This is a genomic window from Akkermansia sp. 54_46, from assembly GCF_001917295.1.
Taxonomy (GTDB): domain Bacteria; phylum Verrucomicrobiota; class Verrucomicrobiia; order Verrucomicrobiales; family Akkermansiaceae; genus Akkermansia; species Akkermansia muciniphila.
The window spans coordinates 182247-196853 of the sequence record NZ_MNUD01000033.1 but is presented as its reverse complement, the minus strand read 5'-3'; the positions used below and the strand labels follow the sequence as shown (position 1 = coordinate 196853).

Here is a 14607-nt window from a genome sequence, read left to right as displayed (position 1 = left end):
TTAAAATATGTTTCGAAAGTCTGCGGGAAAAATAAAAATTGAGGAGTATGAACCCATATCATGAATTTGCATGGAATTCTGTCTTTCTGGGGAAAGGCGGATATTGCCATTTTTCTTATACGTGATGGGCAAACGGTCTTTTGGATTGAAAATGAGTATGGGCGTGGCATGATTTCCGGGAATCATGCCACGCCTTTCCATCCACCTTCCCGACGGTTCTGAAAAAACCATAGTTCTTCCAAAGAACGGTGAATATTTCGCACGCATCGGACGTGACGAGCATTGCGAGATCGTGCTTCCCTTTCAGTCGGTTTCCGGAGAGCATGCCTTGCTTCAGTTTAAGGAAGGGGGATATGTCCTGGAAGACCTTGGCTCCACTAATGGAACTAAAATCAACGGCCTGACGCCGATGGTCGCCGCGACCCTTTACGATGGCGATGAAATCGCTTTGGGGGATGCCAGGCTCCGGTTTGCGGAAGAGCCATCTCCGGGATTTTCTGCCGAATCATCCGGGAGAGAAGAAGATGCCGTCCCTTCGATCGCTATGCGGAACTTACAGCAGTTGGCGGATGAAGCCGCCCGCACGACCCGGAATCATTATTTATGGATGGCTCTTTATGCCGTCCTGATATTTTTTCTGGCTGTGTTTGCCGGATTAACCTACAAACATTACAGGGTAACGGGTGAATTGCTGCCTCTTCAATGGCTGGATATTGAATCCCCCAAGGCCGCCTTGAAATCCATGCCTCTTCCTCAGACGGAAAACGGTATGCAGCACTGACCGGAATTTTTCAGTCCTGCCGTTTTATGGACTGGCCGGAGTATTTCCGGGCATGCGTTCCACATCCGTGAATAATGTGAAAGGAGTGGCGGAGCCCTGTTCCAATTCCAACAGGTATTGTTTAATGGTCAGGCCGCTTGCATATCCGGTCAGTTTGCCGTCGGCTCCGATGACTCGGTGGCAAGGGATGATGATGCCGACAGGGTTCCGATTGTTGGCCTGTCCTACTGCCCGGCATGCTGATGGGCGTCCTATTCGCCGGGCAATGTCTCCGTAACTTCTGGTTTCTCCATAGGGGATGGCTTGAAGGGCTTTCCAGACCGTTCGTTCAAATTCGGTTCCCTGGGGAGAAAGCGGCACGTCAAATACGCGGCGGGAACCTTGAAAATATTCATCCAGCTGGTCAGCCGTTTGACGCAGCAGGGGTGTTTCCTCCCATTCCAAATGCTCCGGCTGTGCCATGCGGCTGAAGAAAAGATGGGTGACGGCTGTGCCGTTTTCCACAATCACGACAGCGCCTGCAGGCGTCTGGTGGAGGAGCGCTCGGGCATGGGGAGGAAAAGTGGTTTTCATATCATGACCATAGCATGTGCCGGGTTAAAAGTTCTATTCATTTTGCAGGATATTTCGCCATTTGACAGGGGAAAGGAGGTATGAGGTCCCGAATGATGTATTTTGTTTGAAAGGCTGCGGAACTAGGTGCAGTATTGCTCCGTATGAAGAAGAGCCTATTTGCCGTGTTATTGACTGCATGCCTTTGCATGTCTGTAAAGGGAGAAGATTCCAAACCTCCGAGGACCCTCCCCGGCGGATGGGTTTATGTCTGGGGTGACGAGTTCAACGGTTCCAGGATAGACGCCAAAAAGTGGAAACCGGAGTTGGGAGTAATCCGTAACCAGGGATCCCAGCAGACTTATACAGGCCGACCCAAGAATATGAGATTGGAGGATGGCTGCCTGGTTTTGGAAACCCATTTTGAAAAGTTCGCCAATATCAATTACAAAAAAAGTTCGGCGGATTGGATCAAGAATACCAAGTTCATGCCCTATACCTCCGGTTCCGTTACGACGATCAAGACAAAAAATTTCATGTTCGGCAGACTGGAAGTGCGTGCCAAGGTTCCCAAAACCAAGGGCATCTGGCCAGCCATCTGGCTGCTTGGCAAGAATAAATGGGGCTGGCCCGCCAATGGAGAGATTGATATGCTGGAGAATATTTCCCAACAGCCGGATGTGGTTTATTCCACTTTCCATTTGAGTCCGGACGGCGTGTCCAAAAGGGATGCTTCCCGCGGAGGGACTGTGAAGATAGATAATCTTTCCGATGATTTTCATACCTATGTCATGGAATGGGACAAGGATTCCATCAAGTTGATGGTGGATGACAAGCTGGTGAAGTCCATTGACCTTAATACCACCAATTATGCCAATGGGGCGGGGAATCCGTTCCGTACGCCGTTCTATCTCATTCTCAATTCCGCCGTGGGCGGCACCTGGTGCGAGAAAGCTCCTAAAGACGGGCAAGGGTATCCTGTAAAATTCCTGGTTGATTACGTTCGGTTCTATCAGACGAAAGAACATGCCCAGCAGGCTAAGCAGTTTGACCCGGAAACCGGCCTGCCCAAGAAGAAATAGCCTTTTTCCAGGTTGAGACATGTCCGGCGTGGCGGCCGGACATGCAATATGTCACTTGCCTTGTCATTTCACAAATGGCGCGGCTTTTCATATTGGATTCTTCTGCAGTGTTTCGGAACGGGAGGCCGTGAAGGTCACAAGTCTGCATTTCCAGAGGAGATTGCTGTATAGCTCCGCGGGAATGTGCTTACCTGTGTTTTCTTTTTTATATTTAACGGAATAGCGCAAAAAAACGGCTCCGCCGGATGACGGAGCCGTTTTCGTTGGTCCAAAAAAGGGTTGGCTGATTTTAACAGGATGTTCCCGTGGTCTGGGCCAGTTCCTGGAAACGGGCCAGGATTCGAGCTGTAACAGGACCGATTTTTCCAGAGCCCAGCTGATAGCCGTCCAGTTTGGTCACGGGAACGCATTCCGCGGCAGTGCCGGTCAGGAAGCATTCGTCCGCACAAGTGATGGTAAAGCGGTTCATGGTCTTTTCCTGAGCCGGGATTTGCAGCTCCCGGCAGATTTCCAGCACTACCCGGCGCGTGATGCCGTCCAGGCAGCCGTCCGTAACTGGCGGCGTGAACACGGTACCGTCCTTCACGATGAAAATGTTGTCGCCCGTGCATTCGGCCACATTACCCAGGTCGTTCAGCATCAGGGCTTCCGCCGCACCCTGGCGCACAGCTTCCATTTTGGCCAGGATGTTGTTGAGATAATTGAGCGACTTGACCTGCGGACAAACAGTGTCCGGACGGTTGCGGCGCACGGAGCTGGTAATCAGGGCCAGCCCGTTTTCATATACATTCGGATCGTACAGGGAGATTTTATCCGCAATGATGAAGACGCAGGACCGTTTGCAGTTGAATGGGTTAAGTCCCAGATTGCCGACGCCGCGGGTAACCACCAGACGGATATAGCCGTCGTTCAGGCCGGAGGCCGCGACCGTTTCGCATACGGCGTTGGAGAGTTCTTCCTGAGTGTAAGGAATATCCAGCAACAGATAATGGGAGCAGTTGTACAGGCGGTCCATGTGGTCTTCCAGGCGGAAAACGCGCTTATTATAGAACCGGATACCTTCAAAAATGCCGTCTCCATAGAGTGTGCCGTGGTCGAAAACCGAGGTTTTTGCTTCCTCCTGTTCCACCAGCTTTCCATCTAACCAAATCTTCATTGTTATCTAGAATTGAGAAATTACTTATGCCGGAACAGAATACTCCTATTTGAGGAGGGGGGGAAGCTATAAATGCGCCGGAGGAAAATAAAAGTTCCATCGCTTGCGGCAATGGCGGCAGGGAGGCTTGCAACCGCTGAAAATATAGTCGGTATTCATGGAGCAGACTTGACATTTATTTTCCGGTGTTTTTAGCTCTCGCGCGCAATGTCAGATCCTTCCAAGTTCCGCAACCTCGCCATTATCGCTCACGTTGACCATGGGAAGACGACCCTGGTTGACCAACTTTTGCAGGCGGGAGGCGCCTACCGTGCTAACCAGGCCGTGCAGGAACGCGCCATGGATTCCATGGATCTGGAACGAGAAAAGGGCATCACGATTAAGGCCAAGAATACATCCATCCTCTGGAATGGATATACGATCAATATTGTGGATACTCCCGGACACGCGGATTTCGGCGGGGAAGTGGAGCGCGTGATGAAAATGGTGGATGGCGTGCTTCTGGTGGTGGACGCTTTTGAAGGGCCGCAGGCTCAGACGCGTTTTGTGCTCCGCAAGGCCCTTCAGGAAGGTCTGATGCCCATTGTCGTCATTAACAAGATCGACCGTCCGCATGCCGATCCCGCCGCCGTGCATGACCAGGTGCTGGAGCTTTTTCTGGAGCTGGGCGCCACGGATGAACAATTTGAGGCCCCTTTCGTGTACGGTTCCGCCCGCGACGGTTACTTCATGAATTCCATGGAGGGGGAACCTCCTGTGGACTGCACTCCTCTTTTATTCAAGATTGTGGAACATATCCCCGCTCCGAAGGATGCCGATCCGGAGGGTGAATTCAAGATGCTCGTTTCCAATATTGACTGGGACGATTATGTGGGCCGTGTGGCTATCGGCCGCATTACTTCCGGCACTGTGAAGAAAGGGGATACCGTGTGGCTCCATCAGAGCGACGGCTCCTGCATTTCCGGAAAAGTGACCCGCATGTTTGAATATTCCGGCCTGAGCACTACGGATTCGGCCATCGGCGTGGCAGGCAACATCGTAGGGGTGGCGGGGTTTGAAAACGTCAATATCGGGGAAACCTTGGGCGGTTCCGCGGATACGGAGCCCCTTCCATTCGTGGCGATTGATCCTCCTACCATTTCCATGGAATTTTCCATCAACAACGGGCCTTTCGGAGGGCGCGACGGCAAGAATGTGACTTCCCGCGTGATACGCGACCGCCTGATGAGGGAAATGCGGACGAATATTTCCATCCAGGTGGAGGATACGGACAAGGCCGGCGTTTTCTCCGTTTCCGCCCGCGGCGCCATGCAGATCGCCGTGCTGGTGGAGACTATGCGCCGTGAAAATTATGAACTGTGCGTTTCCCGTCCCACCGTGATCATGAAGAGGGATGAAAACGACCGCCTTACGGAACCGTATGAAACGATGTACGTAGAAGTTCCGGACGAACATGCCAACGGCGTCATGAAGCTTCTTCACGCCCGCAAGGGACAGATGGAAGACATGGTATGCAGGGAAGGCACGGGCCATACTTTTATTCAGGCTTATATTCCCACCCGCGGTATTATCGGTTTTGAATTTGAGCTGGTCAATCTGACGTCCGGCCACGGTATTTTCTCCCACCTGTTCCGGGATTACGGCCCCTATGCCGGGGACATCACCACGCGTACCACCGGCACCCTGGTTTCCATGGAGACGGGCGTTTCCACTCCGTTCGCGCTGGTAGCGCTGGAAGAACGCGGGCGTCTGTTTGTGGGGCCGCAGGAAGATATTTACGAAGGCCAGATTGTAGGCGAAAACCCGCGGCAGATGGATATGCCGGTCAACCCGTGCAAGGAAAAGCATTTGAACAATATCCGCTCAGCCACGAAGGGAGACGGCATCCAGCTTTCCCCTCCCGTCATTTTTTCTCTGGAACGTGCCATTGAGTACATTGAACCTGATGAACTGGTGGAGGCTACGCCTCATTTTATCCGTCTGCGCAAGCGCATCCTGAACGCCAATGACCGCGTAAGGGAATCCCGCAAAGCAGGAAATTAAGGTTCCTGGAGCGCTGGGGAAAGGCTCCTGTGTTCAAAGCGGCGCCGGGGTAGGGCCGCGCTGCCGGGTTCCCTGCGGTCCGCTGAGCGGAGGAATGGCCTTGTTCTGTTATGAATAATTCCGGTTTTTCCTGTGCGGCTATCGTTTTATTTGTCCGCAGCGGTTTCCTTGCGGAAGAATGCGGGTTAATGGTCCCGTAATCGGAGAAGCCCAGGGGACAGAAAAGAAGAAGACGGGGAACGGTTCGTTTTCCCGTCGTCTCAGAGGGATAAATACTCGGTGAAAGCGTTTCCCGCCTTACCCTGTTGGCGGGTTTTTCCAGAAAAAATGCCCGGTTTCTTTTAAGAAACCGGGCATGGCATTAAACTCGTTGAGGGAACTCTTTTTAGATTTTGCCAAAGAGGGTCTTGCCGGCGGACATAAGGTTGTCGGCGGCTTCCTGAAGGCGGGCGGCGACTCCCTTTTCACCCTTGGCAAGATAGGAACGGGGATCGTAATCCTTCTTGTTGCCCACTTCGCCATCAATCTTGAGCACTCCGTTGATGTGTTCGCACATGTGGGAGACGATCGGGCGGGTGAAGGCGTATTGCGTGTCGGTGTCGATGTTCATCTTGACGACGCCGTAGGAAACGGCTTCGCGGATATCGGAAAGTTCGGAACCGGAACCGCCATGGAAGACGAGGGGCATGCGAGCCGCTTCTCCGTGTTTGGCTACCACGGCTTCCTGACCGTCCCGCAGGATGCTGGGTTTCAGTTTGACGTGGCCGGGCTTGTACACGCCGTGCACGTTGCCGAAAGTGGCGGCCAGCATGAATTTGCCGAGGGGCGCGAGGGCTTCATACGTCATCAGCATATCTTCCGGAGAAGTGTAAAGCTTGTCGGCGGGATGGCCGGAGTTGTCCACTCCGTCTTCTTCTCCGCCCACAACGCCGATTTCGATTTCAAGAACGATGCCCAGTTCGGCGCATTCCTTCAGCAGTTCCCGGGAAAGCTTGAGGTTTTCCGCCATGGGAAGCGTGGAGGCATCCAGCATGTGGGAATTGAAGAGGGGGGCTTCACCGCGTTCCACGCGGCGGCGGGATTCGGCAATCAGAGGACGCAGGAAAGTATCCACATGTTCGGGCTGGCAGTGGTCCGTGTGAAGGGCTACGAGAACGTTGTGCTTTTCAGCCAGACGGCGCGTTGCTTCCGCCAGAACAATGGCGCCAAGGGCGGAATTGCCTACGGAGCTGCCGGAGGCGAATTTGCCGCCACCGATGGAAACCTGGATGATACCGTCGCTTTTGGCTTCGGAAAAAGCGCGGAGAGCGCCGTTGATGACTTCGATCGTGGTCACGTTAACGGCCGGATAGGCGTAGCCTTCCTTTTTGGCCGTTTCAAGCATGGTAATGTATTGTTCTGGTGTGGCTATTGGCATAACGGGGATATGATAGGTGTTTTTTTTCAGGAGGGCAAGGCTGAACTCAGGCGCACGCCGGGGTTGCAGCGCTCTTGCGGGACATGTTCATGTTCGAATCATTGTGACTTGCGGCCGGACTGGTCCACCGGAGCCCGTACGGCAGTAGCGTGCGGCGTCTCCGGAAAGAAGCTCCGCGTGGCTTGGCGGACTTGAAAATTCTACCTTGTTTTCCATTCAGTACGGTTGAAAGGAAATGCCCCTCCTTCGTTTTACCGCTGGAAGGGCATTCTAAAGATGGGCGGGATGGGGATGTTATTCCGGAATGGATTCTCCCCGGATGAGGTCTTCCCAGCTCTGGCGGCTGCGAATGACGTTCCATTGGTCCCCGTCCACCAGGACTTCTTCCGCCATAGGCCGTGAATTGTAGTTGGAAGACATGGAAAAACCATAGGCTCCGGCGGACAGTACGGCCAGGAGTTCTCCCTGGCGCACGTCCGGCATGTCCCTGTTTTGGGCGAGGAAGTCTCCGGATTCACAGATGGGACCCACAACATCCGCTGTGACGCAGGATCCGGAGGGGTGTTCTCTGACCGGGATAATTTCATGATAGCCCTGGTAGAGGGCGGGGCGGATGAGGTCGTTCATCCCTGCATCCACAATTTTAAAGGTTTTGGCTTTCCCGTTTTTTTCATACAGGCAACGCGTGATGAGTGCTCCCGCATTTCCTACGATAAGACGGCCCGGTTCCACAATGATGTGTAATCCCAGAGGTTGCAGGGTGGGGACGACGGCCTGGGCGTAAGTGCTCAGCGTGAGCTGGGCGCAGTCCTCATTCCACCATTCCTGAACGCCGGAATCCAGCGTGCCCTGGTAAACGATGCCAATTCCTCCTCCGATGGAGAAAAATTCAATGCCGTGTTTTTCTTTCAGGGAAGCAGCCAGGGGGGCGACTTTCCTGACGGCTTCCAGGAAGGGTTTCGCCTGGGTAAGCTGGGAGCCGATATGCATTTGCAACCCTTTCAGATGAAGGTTCGGAAGTTCGCGGGCCGCCATCTCATAAAGAGATTCAATGCGTTCGAAGTCCACGCCGAATTTATTTTCAGCCTTGCCGGTAGTAATGTATTTGTGCGTTCCCGCCTCTACGTTGGGATTGACGCGCACGGCCACCGGAGCCTTGACTCCCATGGAGGCGGCAATGGCGTTAATGGCCCGCAGTTCCGCTTCGGATTCCACATTGAAGCAATAAATGCCCTGCGCCAGGGCATAACGGATTTCCTGCTCGGTTTTTCCTACGCCGGCATAAGTGCATTTGGACGGATCTCCCCCGGCTTTGAGGACGCGGAAGAGTTCTCCGCCGGAGACGATGTCGAATCCCGCCCCGTTGCGGGCCATGAGGTTCAGGATGGCGATGTTGGAGCAGGCCTTGACGGCGTAGGCCACTTCCGCGTTAAGCGGTGCCAGAGCTTCCCTGAGGCGGTGAAAGTGGTTTAAAATGGTTTGTTTGCTATAAACGTACAGGGGTGTGCTTTCCTTGTCCGCCAGTTCCTGAAGGTTGACGTTTTCACAGTAGAGCGTGCCGTTTTTGTAAGCGAATGAATGCATGGATTATTCCTTGGTTGTGCTTTCGTTGGTTTTCCCGGAATGGAGAGGGGGGAGAGGGAATCTGGGAGTGGGAGGGTTGTCAATGAGCTGGGCGATCCAGGCGAGATCCTTGGAGCTTTCCAGCCCGAGTTTAATCAACATGGTAATGGGTACGGCCAGCAGCATGCCGATGGGGCCCCATACCCAGCCCCAGAAGATGACGGAGAGCAGAACCATACTGGTCACAATGCCGAATTGTCGTCCCAACAGCATGGGTTCCAGGCAGTTTCCCAAGGCTGTGTTGATCACCAGGTAGCCGCCGGCAACAATGATGCCCGCAGTAGGGCTGATCAGAAGCATGGCGAGAAGTGTGGGGGGGATAGCCGCGATGATGGAGCCGAAGGTGGGAATGAAGTTGAGGGCGAAAGCCACGATGCCCCACAACAGCGGAAAGTCCACGTTCATGTAATAGCAAAGCAGGAAAGCCAGAAGCCCTGTAACTGCGCTGATGAAGGTTTTAATAATGAGATATTTCTGAACTCCGGCCAGGGCCTTGGAGAATTTGCGGATGCCTGTGTCGCTGTTATGCCCCAGTTTATTGATGTTCGCCCGGAAGCGGGGGGCTTCCCCCAGGAAGAAAGTCATCAGGATCAGAATCAGGGTGGTGAAGGTCAGCATGGAAGCTAACTGCCCCATCACCCCTGTGGAAAACGCCACGATGCGCTGGCCGTTGAGCAGGTCCGGAAATTCCTGAAGCATCTGGTCAGCCAGGTTGTTCCAGTCCTGTTCAATCAGGAAAGCGCGGAGTTCATGGATTTTCTCCATCATAAGAGGCTGGTATTTGACCGTGACCGTTTTGGCCAGATCCTGCCCCAGGTATTGGGCCAGATAGCCCAGGCCCACCAGAATGCCAAAGTCCATGATGACCGTGAAAGTCACTGCCAGCCAGTGCGGGAAGCAAAGACGGCTCTTGAAAAAAGTCGTCAGCGGATAACTGACGATTGCCAGAAAGCCGGATAAAACGATGGGCAGGAGCACCGGTTTTCCCGCCTGCAGCCCGGCCGTGATGATAATGACGCTGGCGAGCATGAGCAGAATTTTCAGGCCCTCTTTTCCGGATTCTTTCTGAAAAGTCATGGAAGGATTGATATTAACGGGGTGGGTAATGGTAGCCTGTTTTCTGCAGGATTGCAATCTTAAAGGCCTTCATTTTCATGATGTTCCCGGAAGAAACGTTCCAGGTCTTCAAAACGGGTCAGGAGAAAGTCCGGCTTTTTTTCCCTGAGGCCTTTGATGTCCGCCTCCGCGGCCCATCCTGCGGAGAGAATGCGGATAGGGACAGAGCGGCATGCGTCCACGTCTGTGGGGGCGTCTCCAATATAGATGGCTTCTGAGGCGACGGCATTCAGACGGGACAAAGCCCGTTTGATGCGGTCCGGTTTTACGCCTCCCTCCGGGGAGCCTGTTTCCAGAATAGGAAAAAATTCGGACAGATGAAAAAACTGGAGGGATATCTCTGCGCTTTCCAGGCGTTTGCCTGTGACCATGGCCAGCCGAATGCCGAGGTTGCGGAGAGTGCTCAGCAATTCGGCTGTTCCGGGAAAGGGGGCGGGAGCCAGGTCTGCGTGCAGCTTGCGGTAATAGTGGATAAATAGTTCCCTGCCGCGTTCATGCAGTTCCGGTTTCCCGGGAATCAATTTCTGGATAACTCCCAGATCGTCCGGGCCGAATTGGCGTTCGATTTCTTCATCCGTCAATATTCTGCCGTCCAGCTTCTGGATAGCGCGGCGAAAAGCCTCCCGGCACAGGGGTATGGTGTCGGCAAGAGTTCCGTCAAAATCAAAAATGGCGGTTTTGATCATCAGCCGTACCCTACATGCCGACAACGGACGGTTCAAGGGGAAAGCCGTGCCGGAATAGTCATGATGGGGCTGCAGGACGGATGAATAAGCAGGACGTGTCATCCCGTGCGGAAAGGTCAACGTTTCATTCCTGTAGTATCTCTAAATCCCTTATGTACGGGAAGGCCCCAAAAGAATATCTGTCCCTGTGGAGCGTCATTGCATTAGGAATAGGGTCCATGGTGGGAGCGGGAATTTTCGCCCTCATGGGGCAGGCGACCCTGATGGCGGGAAAAAATGTATATTGGTCCTTTATTCTGGGAGGCGTTGCTGCCCTGCTTTCCGGGTACACCTACGCCAAACTGGGTTCCCGTTATCCCGGTTCCGGAGGAATTATGGATTATTTCAACGAGGCTTTTTCCCATAAGACCCTGTCCGGCGCACTGACCCTTATTTACCTGGGAACGCTGGTCATTACCGTGGCCCTGGTGGCCAAATCCTTTGGAGCCTATGCGTCCCGCCTGTTTTTACCGGACAGGGCAGTCACCATTTATTCCACGGCCCTTTTTGCCAGCGTGGCTATTTTGCTGCTGGGGGCATTGAATATGGGGGGAGCCAGGGCCGTTGGAAAGTCGGAAGTAATCATGGTGGCATTCAAATTATTGATTTTGACGGTTTTAATGCTTGCCAGCTTCGGTTCTTCCGTGCCTGTGGGCGCGGATCCCATTCCGGTGAAAGGGCTGGACGGTTTGCTGGGCAGCGTGGGATTGACATTTTTCGCATTTGCCGGCTACGGAATGATGGCCAATACGGCGGGCAATCTGAAAAATCCTTCCAAGACGCTGCCAAGAGCCATTTTTATGGCTATTGGCCTTGTGCTGGCCTTGTACCTGATACTCTCCTACGTAGTACTGTCCAACGTTCCCGCTACTTCCCTGGAAAGCCATACGGAAACGGCCGTAGCGCAGGCCGCCTATCCGGTTTTGGGCATGTGGGGCTTCATGGCCGTATCCGTAGCGGCTCTCATTGCTACGGCATCAGCCATTAATGCCACCATGTTCAGCATGCTGGACATTTCCCGGGCTCTGGCGCGCAACGGCCAGCTGGGAGCTATTTTTAAACAGCCTTTCTGGGGCCACGGAACGGAGGGTTTTTTCTATCTTTTGCTGGGGATTCTGGTGATGACGAATGCCTTTAACCTGGTAGCCATCGCCAATTTGGCGGGGGCCTGTTTTCTGATCAGCTACCTGGCGGTGTTCGTCGCCCATTGGCGGCTCCGGAAAGAGACTCAGGGAAATGCGCTGCTTATCATCCTGGGCTTTCTTCTGATGCTGTTTATTCTGGGGGCGTTCTTTTACCAGATGTTCTTCAGCCAGCCTTATCTGATTCCGTTGATTGTGCTGTTTGTAGCCGCCTGCTTCATCCTGGAATTCCTGATACGCAGGAAGATTGCGAAAAATGTTCCCGGAGTTTCTTGACCCATGGGTGCGGGAGAAAACCGGGGCTTTTTCCCGGCCTTTTAATGCAGGAAGGAAGTCAGGGGGCTGGTGGCTGTAGCTTGGGAGGAAACGGCGGGAAGGCCGGACAGATAAGCCATGCGTCCGGCACGGCATGCCAGGGCGAACGCCTCCGCCATGGCGGAGGGAGAGCCGGAGGCGGCGATAGCCGTATTGACGAGCACGGCATCCGCTCCCATTTCCAGAGCCTCCGCCGCGTGGCTGGGCGCTCCCAGCCCCGCGTCCACCACCACGGGGACAATAGCCTGTTCAATGATGATGTTAATCAACTCCCGGGTCAGTACTCCCTTGTTGGTGCCGATGGGGGCGCCAAGAGGCATGACGGCCGCCGCTCCGGCTTCCTGAAGGCGTTTGGCGAGCACGGGGTCCGCGTTAATGTAGGGAAGCACGGTGAAGCCTTCCCTGACCAGGATTTCCGCCGCTTTCAGCGTTTCAATGGGGTCCGGCATCAGGTACTGGGCGTCCGGGTGAATCTCCAGCTTGATCCAGTTGGGCAGCCCGGCTGCTGCCGCCAGGCGCGCCAGGCGTACGGCTTCTTCTGCCGTAGTCGCTCCGCTGGTGTTGGGGAGAAGGAGGTATTTTTCCGGATCAATGAAATCCAGAATATTGGCGGCGGGATCGTGGGAACCCGTCAGATCCGCCCGGCGCAGAGCCACCGTCACAATTTGGGCGCCGGAGGCTTCCAGAGCTTCTTTCATGCTCTCATTGGAAGGAAATTTTCCCGTTCCCACCATCAGGCGGGAGGTGAACTGGCGTCCGGCTATCTGCAAAGGTGTGTCTGTCATTGCGGGATGGAGGGTACCTCCGCTTACCTTTTCAGGCAAGGGAGAATGAATAAGAGGGGGGCAGCATGACGGCTGAACGGAACATGGCCCGGGAAGGGCCATTCTTTATTCACCGCTGAAGGATGCGCTTCGTAATGCTCTGGGTTTTCCAAGGATTTCCTGATAAAGAACAGCCGCTTTCAGGGATTTGGGGTGGTGAAGGGAATTTTTCAGGGAAGGAGATTCCACTGCGGCTGATGACGGAAGAAGGTCGGGCAGATGTTCCTTCATCTCCCTCTTTTGCAAACGTTGCAGAGCCGCCTGTTCCGCATCGGAAAGAGAGCGCATGGATTGCCGGGCTTCTTCCGTAGCTTTTACGTAGCGTTCCAGCACATTTTGCGCCGTCTGCCGGGCTGTTTCCTCGGGTTGTGCAGCCGCCGGCGCCGGGATCGGCTGCGGTTTGCGGGCCACGGCGGGGGAGGGAAGCTCTACAGGAGGGGCTGAGGGCCGCGGTGCGCGGGCCGGTGCGGCAGGTTGGGTTTGCTGTGGCTGCGGGGTTGCCCGGCGCATTTCCGCAATGACTTCCCTTACGCGTTTTTCATGATGGTTCTCCGTGTCCGGAACGGACGGTTCCTCATCTTTTTCATCCGGTTTCAACAATTCGATTGCTTTTTTGATGAGGAAAATCACCCCGACAATCAGCCAGAACCAGAGTTTCAGGCTATTGTCATCGCCTCCGGAGGCGAGCATGTATGCCAGTGAATCCATAAAGGATAAAGGTTTCCGGAAAAAGCAGGCCTTTCCGGAAACCAGGGAATTTATTTATTTGATGGAAGAGGGAGGCGTATCCGGTTGAGCGATGGAATCTCTCATTTTGGTGTCAGCCACCACGTTTTGGTAACGGGCGTAGTCCAGCACTCCCAGATTGCCGTTGCGGAAGGCTTCCGCCATGGCCATGGGAATCTGGGCTTCCGCTTCCACCACCTTGGCGCGCATTTCCTGCGTTTTTGCAGCCATTTCCTGTTCCGTGGCTACGGCGGCGGCGCGGCGGACTTCCGCTTTGGCCTGGGCGATTTGTTTGTCCGCTTCCGCCTGCTCGGCCTGGAGGCGGGCGCCCACATTGCCGGCTACATCCACATCCGCAATGTCAATGGAAAGCACTTCAAACGCCGTGGCGGCGTCCACCCCCTTGTCGCTTACGGTACGGGAGATCACCTCCGGTTTTTCCAGAACATCCTTGTAGGAGGGGGCGGAACCTACGGCGGAGACGATGCCTTCCCCGACGCGGGCGACCACCGTTTCCTCCGTGGCGCCCCCTACGAAGAGATCCAGGTTGGTGCGCACCGTTACGCGGGCGCGCACCGCCACTGCAATGCCGTCACGGGCCACCGCCGTCAGGCGCGTTTGGCCGGAGCTGGGGTTCGGGCAGTCGATGACTCGGGGATTGATGGAGGTGCGCACGGCTTCCAGCACGGTCTTGGAAGTGCCTTTCACGGCCAGGTCAATGGCGCAGGCGCGGTCGTAGCTCAGCGGAATGCCGGCTTTCTCCGCCGCAATCAGGGCAAGCACGCAGTCCACGATGTCGCCGCCGGCCAGGAAGTGGGCCTCCAGCTCATCCGTGCTGATGTCCAGGCCCGCCTTGGCGGCCGTAATGCGGGTGTCCACCACCAGGGGATAGGGCACTTTCCGGAGCCACATCCCCAGCATGTTGCTCATGGAGACGGGCGCTTTCGCCAGACGGGCGCGCAGCCATGTCTTGAAGAATTTGGCGATGATGGCGAAAAAGATGACCAGAAAGATGACGAGGACGACGACCAGAATGGTCCCCCAGGCGGTTGCGTTGGAAATGTTTGCTGACAGCAGGTTGTTCATGTATCCTTCCATACCATAT

The 14607-nt window shown here is 54.8% G+C and carries 13 protein-coding genes; 4 read left to right on the top strand and 9 right to left on the bottom strand.

Annotated elements, in window-relative coordinates:
- The first annotated feature begins 184 nt into the window (after positions 1-184).
- Entirely contained in the window at positions 185-781 is a 597-nt protein-coding gene (locus BHW66_RS08085) for an FHA domain-containing protein (protein ID WP_102734957.1), read from the top strand.
- A gap of 24 nt (positions 782-805) precedes the next feature.
- Here BHW66_RS08085 and BHW66_RS08080 read toward each other — a convergent pair whose 3' ends face one another.
- Complete coding sequence (locus BHW66_RS08080) at positions 806-1354, bottom strand: methylated-DNA--[protein]-cysteine S-methyltransferase (protein WP_046436516.1); 549 nt, start codon at positions 1352-1354, stop codon at positions 806-808.
- Positions 1355-1542: 188 nt separating this feature from the next.
- Between BHW66_RS08080 and BHW66_RS08075 the strand changes: the two genes are divergently transcribed.
- Positions 1543-2415, top strand: a complete 873-nt coding sequence (locus BHW66_RS08075) for a glycoside hydrolase family 16 protein (protein WP_180974159.1) — start codon at positions 1543-1545, stop codon at positions 2413-2415.
- Between the two features lie 289 nt (positions 2416-2704).
- Here the strand turns inward: BHW66_RS08075 and ilvE are convergent, their stop codons facing one another.
- Positions 2705-3571: a branched-chain-amino-acid transaminase gene (ilvE, locus tag BHW66_RS08070; protein WP_046436520.1), complete on the bottom strand. Its 867-nt coding sequence runs from the start codon at positions 3569-3571 to the stop codon at positions 2705-2707.
- A 207-nt stretch (positions 3572-3778) separates the two neighbouring features.
- Between ilvE and typA the strand changes: the two genes are divergently transcribed.
- Complete coding sequence (typA, locus tag BHW66_RS08065; protein WP_012419774.1) at positions 3779-5614, top strand: translational GTPase TypA; 1836 nt, start codon at positions 3779-3781, stop codon at positions 5612-5614.
- A 385-nt stretch (positions 5615-5999) separates the two neighbouring features.
- Here the strand turns inward: typA and fbaA are convergent, their stop codons facing one another.
- The 4 genes from fbaA to BHW66_RS08045 form a co-directional block, all read right to left on the bottom strand.
- Positions 6000-7031: a class II fructose-bisphosphate aldolase gene (gene fbaA / locus BHW66_RS08060; protein ID WP_012419773.1), complete on the bottom strand. Its 1032-nt coding sequence runs from the start codon at positions 7029-7031 to the stop codon at positions 6000-6002.
- A 294-nt stretch (positions 7032-7325) separates the two neighbouring features.
- Entirely contained in the window at positions 7326-8615 is a 1290-nt protein-coding gene (gene lysA, locus BHW66_RS08055) for a diaminopimelate decarboxylase (protein ID WP_012419772.1), read from the bottom strand.
- 3 nt (positions 8616-8618) lie between these two features.
- The gene (locus BHW66_RS08050; RefSeq protein WP_128153451.1) at positions 8619-9731 is read right to left on the bottom strand and encodes an AI-2E family transporter; all 1113 of its coding nucleotides are present in this window, start codon (positions 9729-9731) and stop codon (positions 8619-8621) included.
- A 59-nt stretch (positions 9732-9790) separates the two neighbouring features.
- Entirely contained in the window at positions 9791-10558 is a 768-nt protein-coding gene (locus BHW66_RS08045) for an HAD hydrolase-like protein (protein WP_094140748.1), read from the bottom strand.
- On the opposite strand from BHW66_RS08045, the gene BHW66_RS08040 reads away from it, so the two are divergent.
- Positions 10471-11913, top strand: coding sequence for an APC family permease (locus BHW66_RS08040; protein WP_102758714.1), 1443 nt, complete (start codon positions 10471-10473; stop codon positions 11911-11913). The genes BHW66_RS08045 and BHW66_RS08040 overlap by 88 nt on opposite strands.
- Positions 11914-11954: 41 nt before the next feature.
- Here BHW66_RS08040 and BHW66_RS08035 read toward each other — a convergent pair whose 3' ends face one another.
- The 3 genes from BHW66_RS08035 to floA all read right to left on the bottom strand — a co-directional run bounded on the left by BHW66_RS08035 (position 11955) and on the right by floA (position 14588).
- Positions 11955-12737, bottom strand: a complete 783-nt coding sequence (locus BHW66_RS08035; protein WP_046436528.1) for a thiazole synthase — start codon at positions 12735-12737, stop codon at positions 11955-11957.
- 105 nt (positions 12738-12842) lie between these two features.
- On the bottom strand, positions 12843-13484 hold the full coding sequence (locus BHW66_RS08030) for a hypothetical protein (RefSeq protein ID WP_143247098.1): 642 nt from the start codon (positions 13482-13484) through the stop codon (positions 12843-12845).
- Positions 13485-13538: 54 nt separating this feature from the next.
- Positions 13539-14588: a flotillin-like protein FloA gene (floA, locus tag BHW66_RS08025; RefSeq protein ID WP_012419766.1), complete on the bottom strand. Its 1050-nt coding sequence runs from the start codon at positions 14586-14588 to the stop codon at positions 13539-13541.
- Positions 14589-14607: the final 19 nt, after the last annotated feature.

Bases quoted from the DNA above. Each gene is read 5' to 3' on its own strand.
- ilvE (WP_046436520.1), bottom strand. From the start codon at position 3,571: ATGAAGATTTGGTTAGATGGAAAGCTGGTGGAACAGGAGGAAGCAAAA.
- BHW66_RS08080 (WP_046436516.1), bottom strand. From the start codon at position 1,354: ATGAAAACCACTTTTCCTCCCCATGCCCGAGCGCTCCTCCACCAGACG.
- BHW66_RS08040 (WP_102758714.1), top strand. From the start codon at position 10,471: ATGCCGACAACGGACGGTTCAAGGGGAAAGCCGTGCCGGAATAGTCAT.
- BHW66_RS08030 (WP_143247098.1), bottom strand. From the start codon at position 13,484: ATGGATTCACTGGCATACATGCTCGCCTCCGGAGGCGATGACAATAGC.
- BHW66_RS08045 (WP_094140748.1), bottom strand. From the start codon at position 10,558: ATGACACGTCCTGCTTATTCATCCGTCCTGCAGCCCCATCATGACTAT.
- BHW66_RS08085 (WP_102734957.1), top strand. From the start codon at position 185: ATGCCACGCCTTTCCATCCACCTTCCCGACGGTTCTGAAAAAACCATA.
- BHW66_RS08035 (WP_046436528.1), bottom strand. From the start codon at position 12,737: ATGACAGACACACCTTTGCAGATAGCCGGACGCCAGTTCACCTCCCGC.
- typA (WP_012419774.1), top strand. From the start codon at position 3,779: ATGTCAGATCCTTCCAAGTTCCGCAACCTCGCCATTATCGCTCACGTT.
- BHW66_RS08050 (WP_128153451.1), bottom strand. From the start codon at position 9,731: ATGACTTTTCAGAAAGAATCCGGAAAAGAGGGCCTGAAAATTCTGCTC.
- BHW66_RS08075 (WP_180974159.1), top strand. From the start codon at position 1,543: ATGTCTGTAAAGGGAGAAGATTCCAAACCTCCGAGGACCCTCCCCGGC.
- fbaA (WP_012419773.1), bottom strand. From the start codon at position 7,031: ATGCCAATAGCCACACCAGAACAATACATTACCATGCTTGAAACGGCC.
- lysA (WP_012419772.1), bottom strand. From the start codon at position 8,615: ATGCATTCATTCGCTTACAAAAACGGCACGCTCTACTGTGAAAACGTC.
- floA (WP_012419766.1), bottom strand. From the start codon at position 14,588: ATGAACAACCTGCTGTCAGCAAACATTTCCAACGCAACCGCCTGGGGG.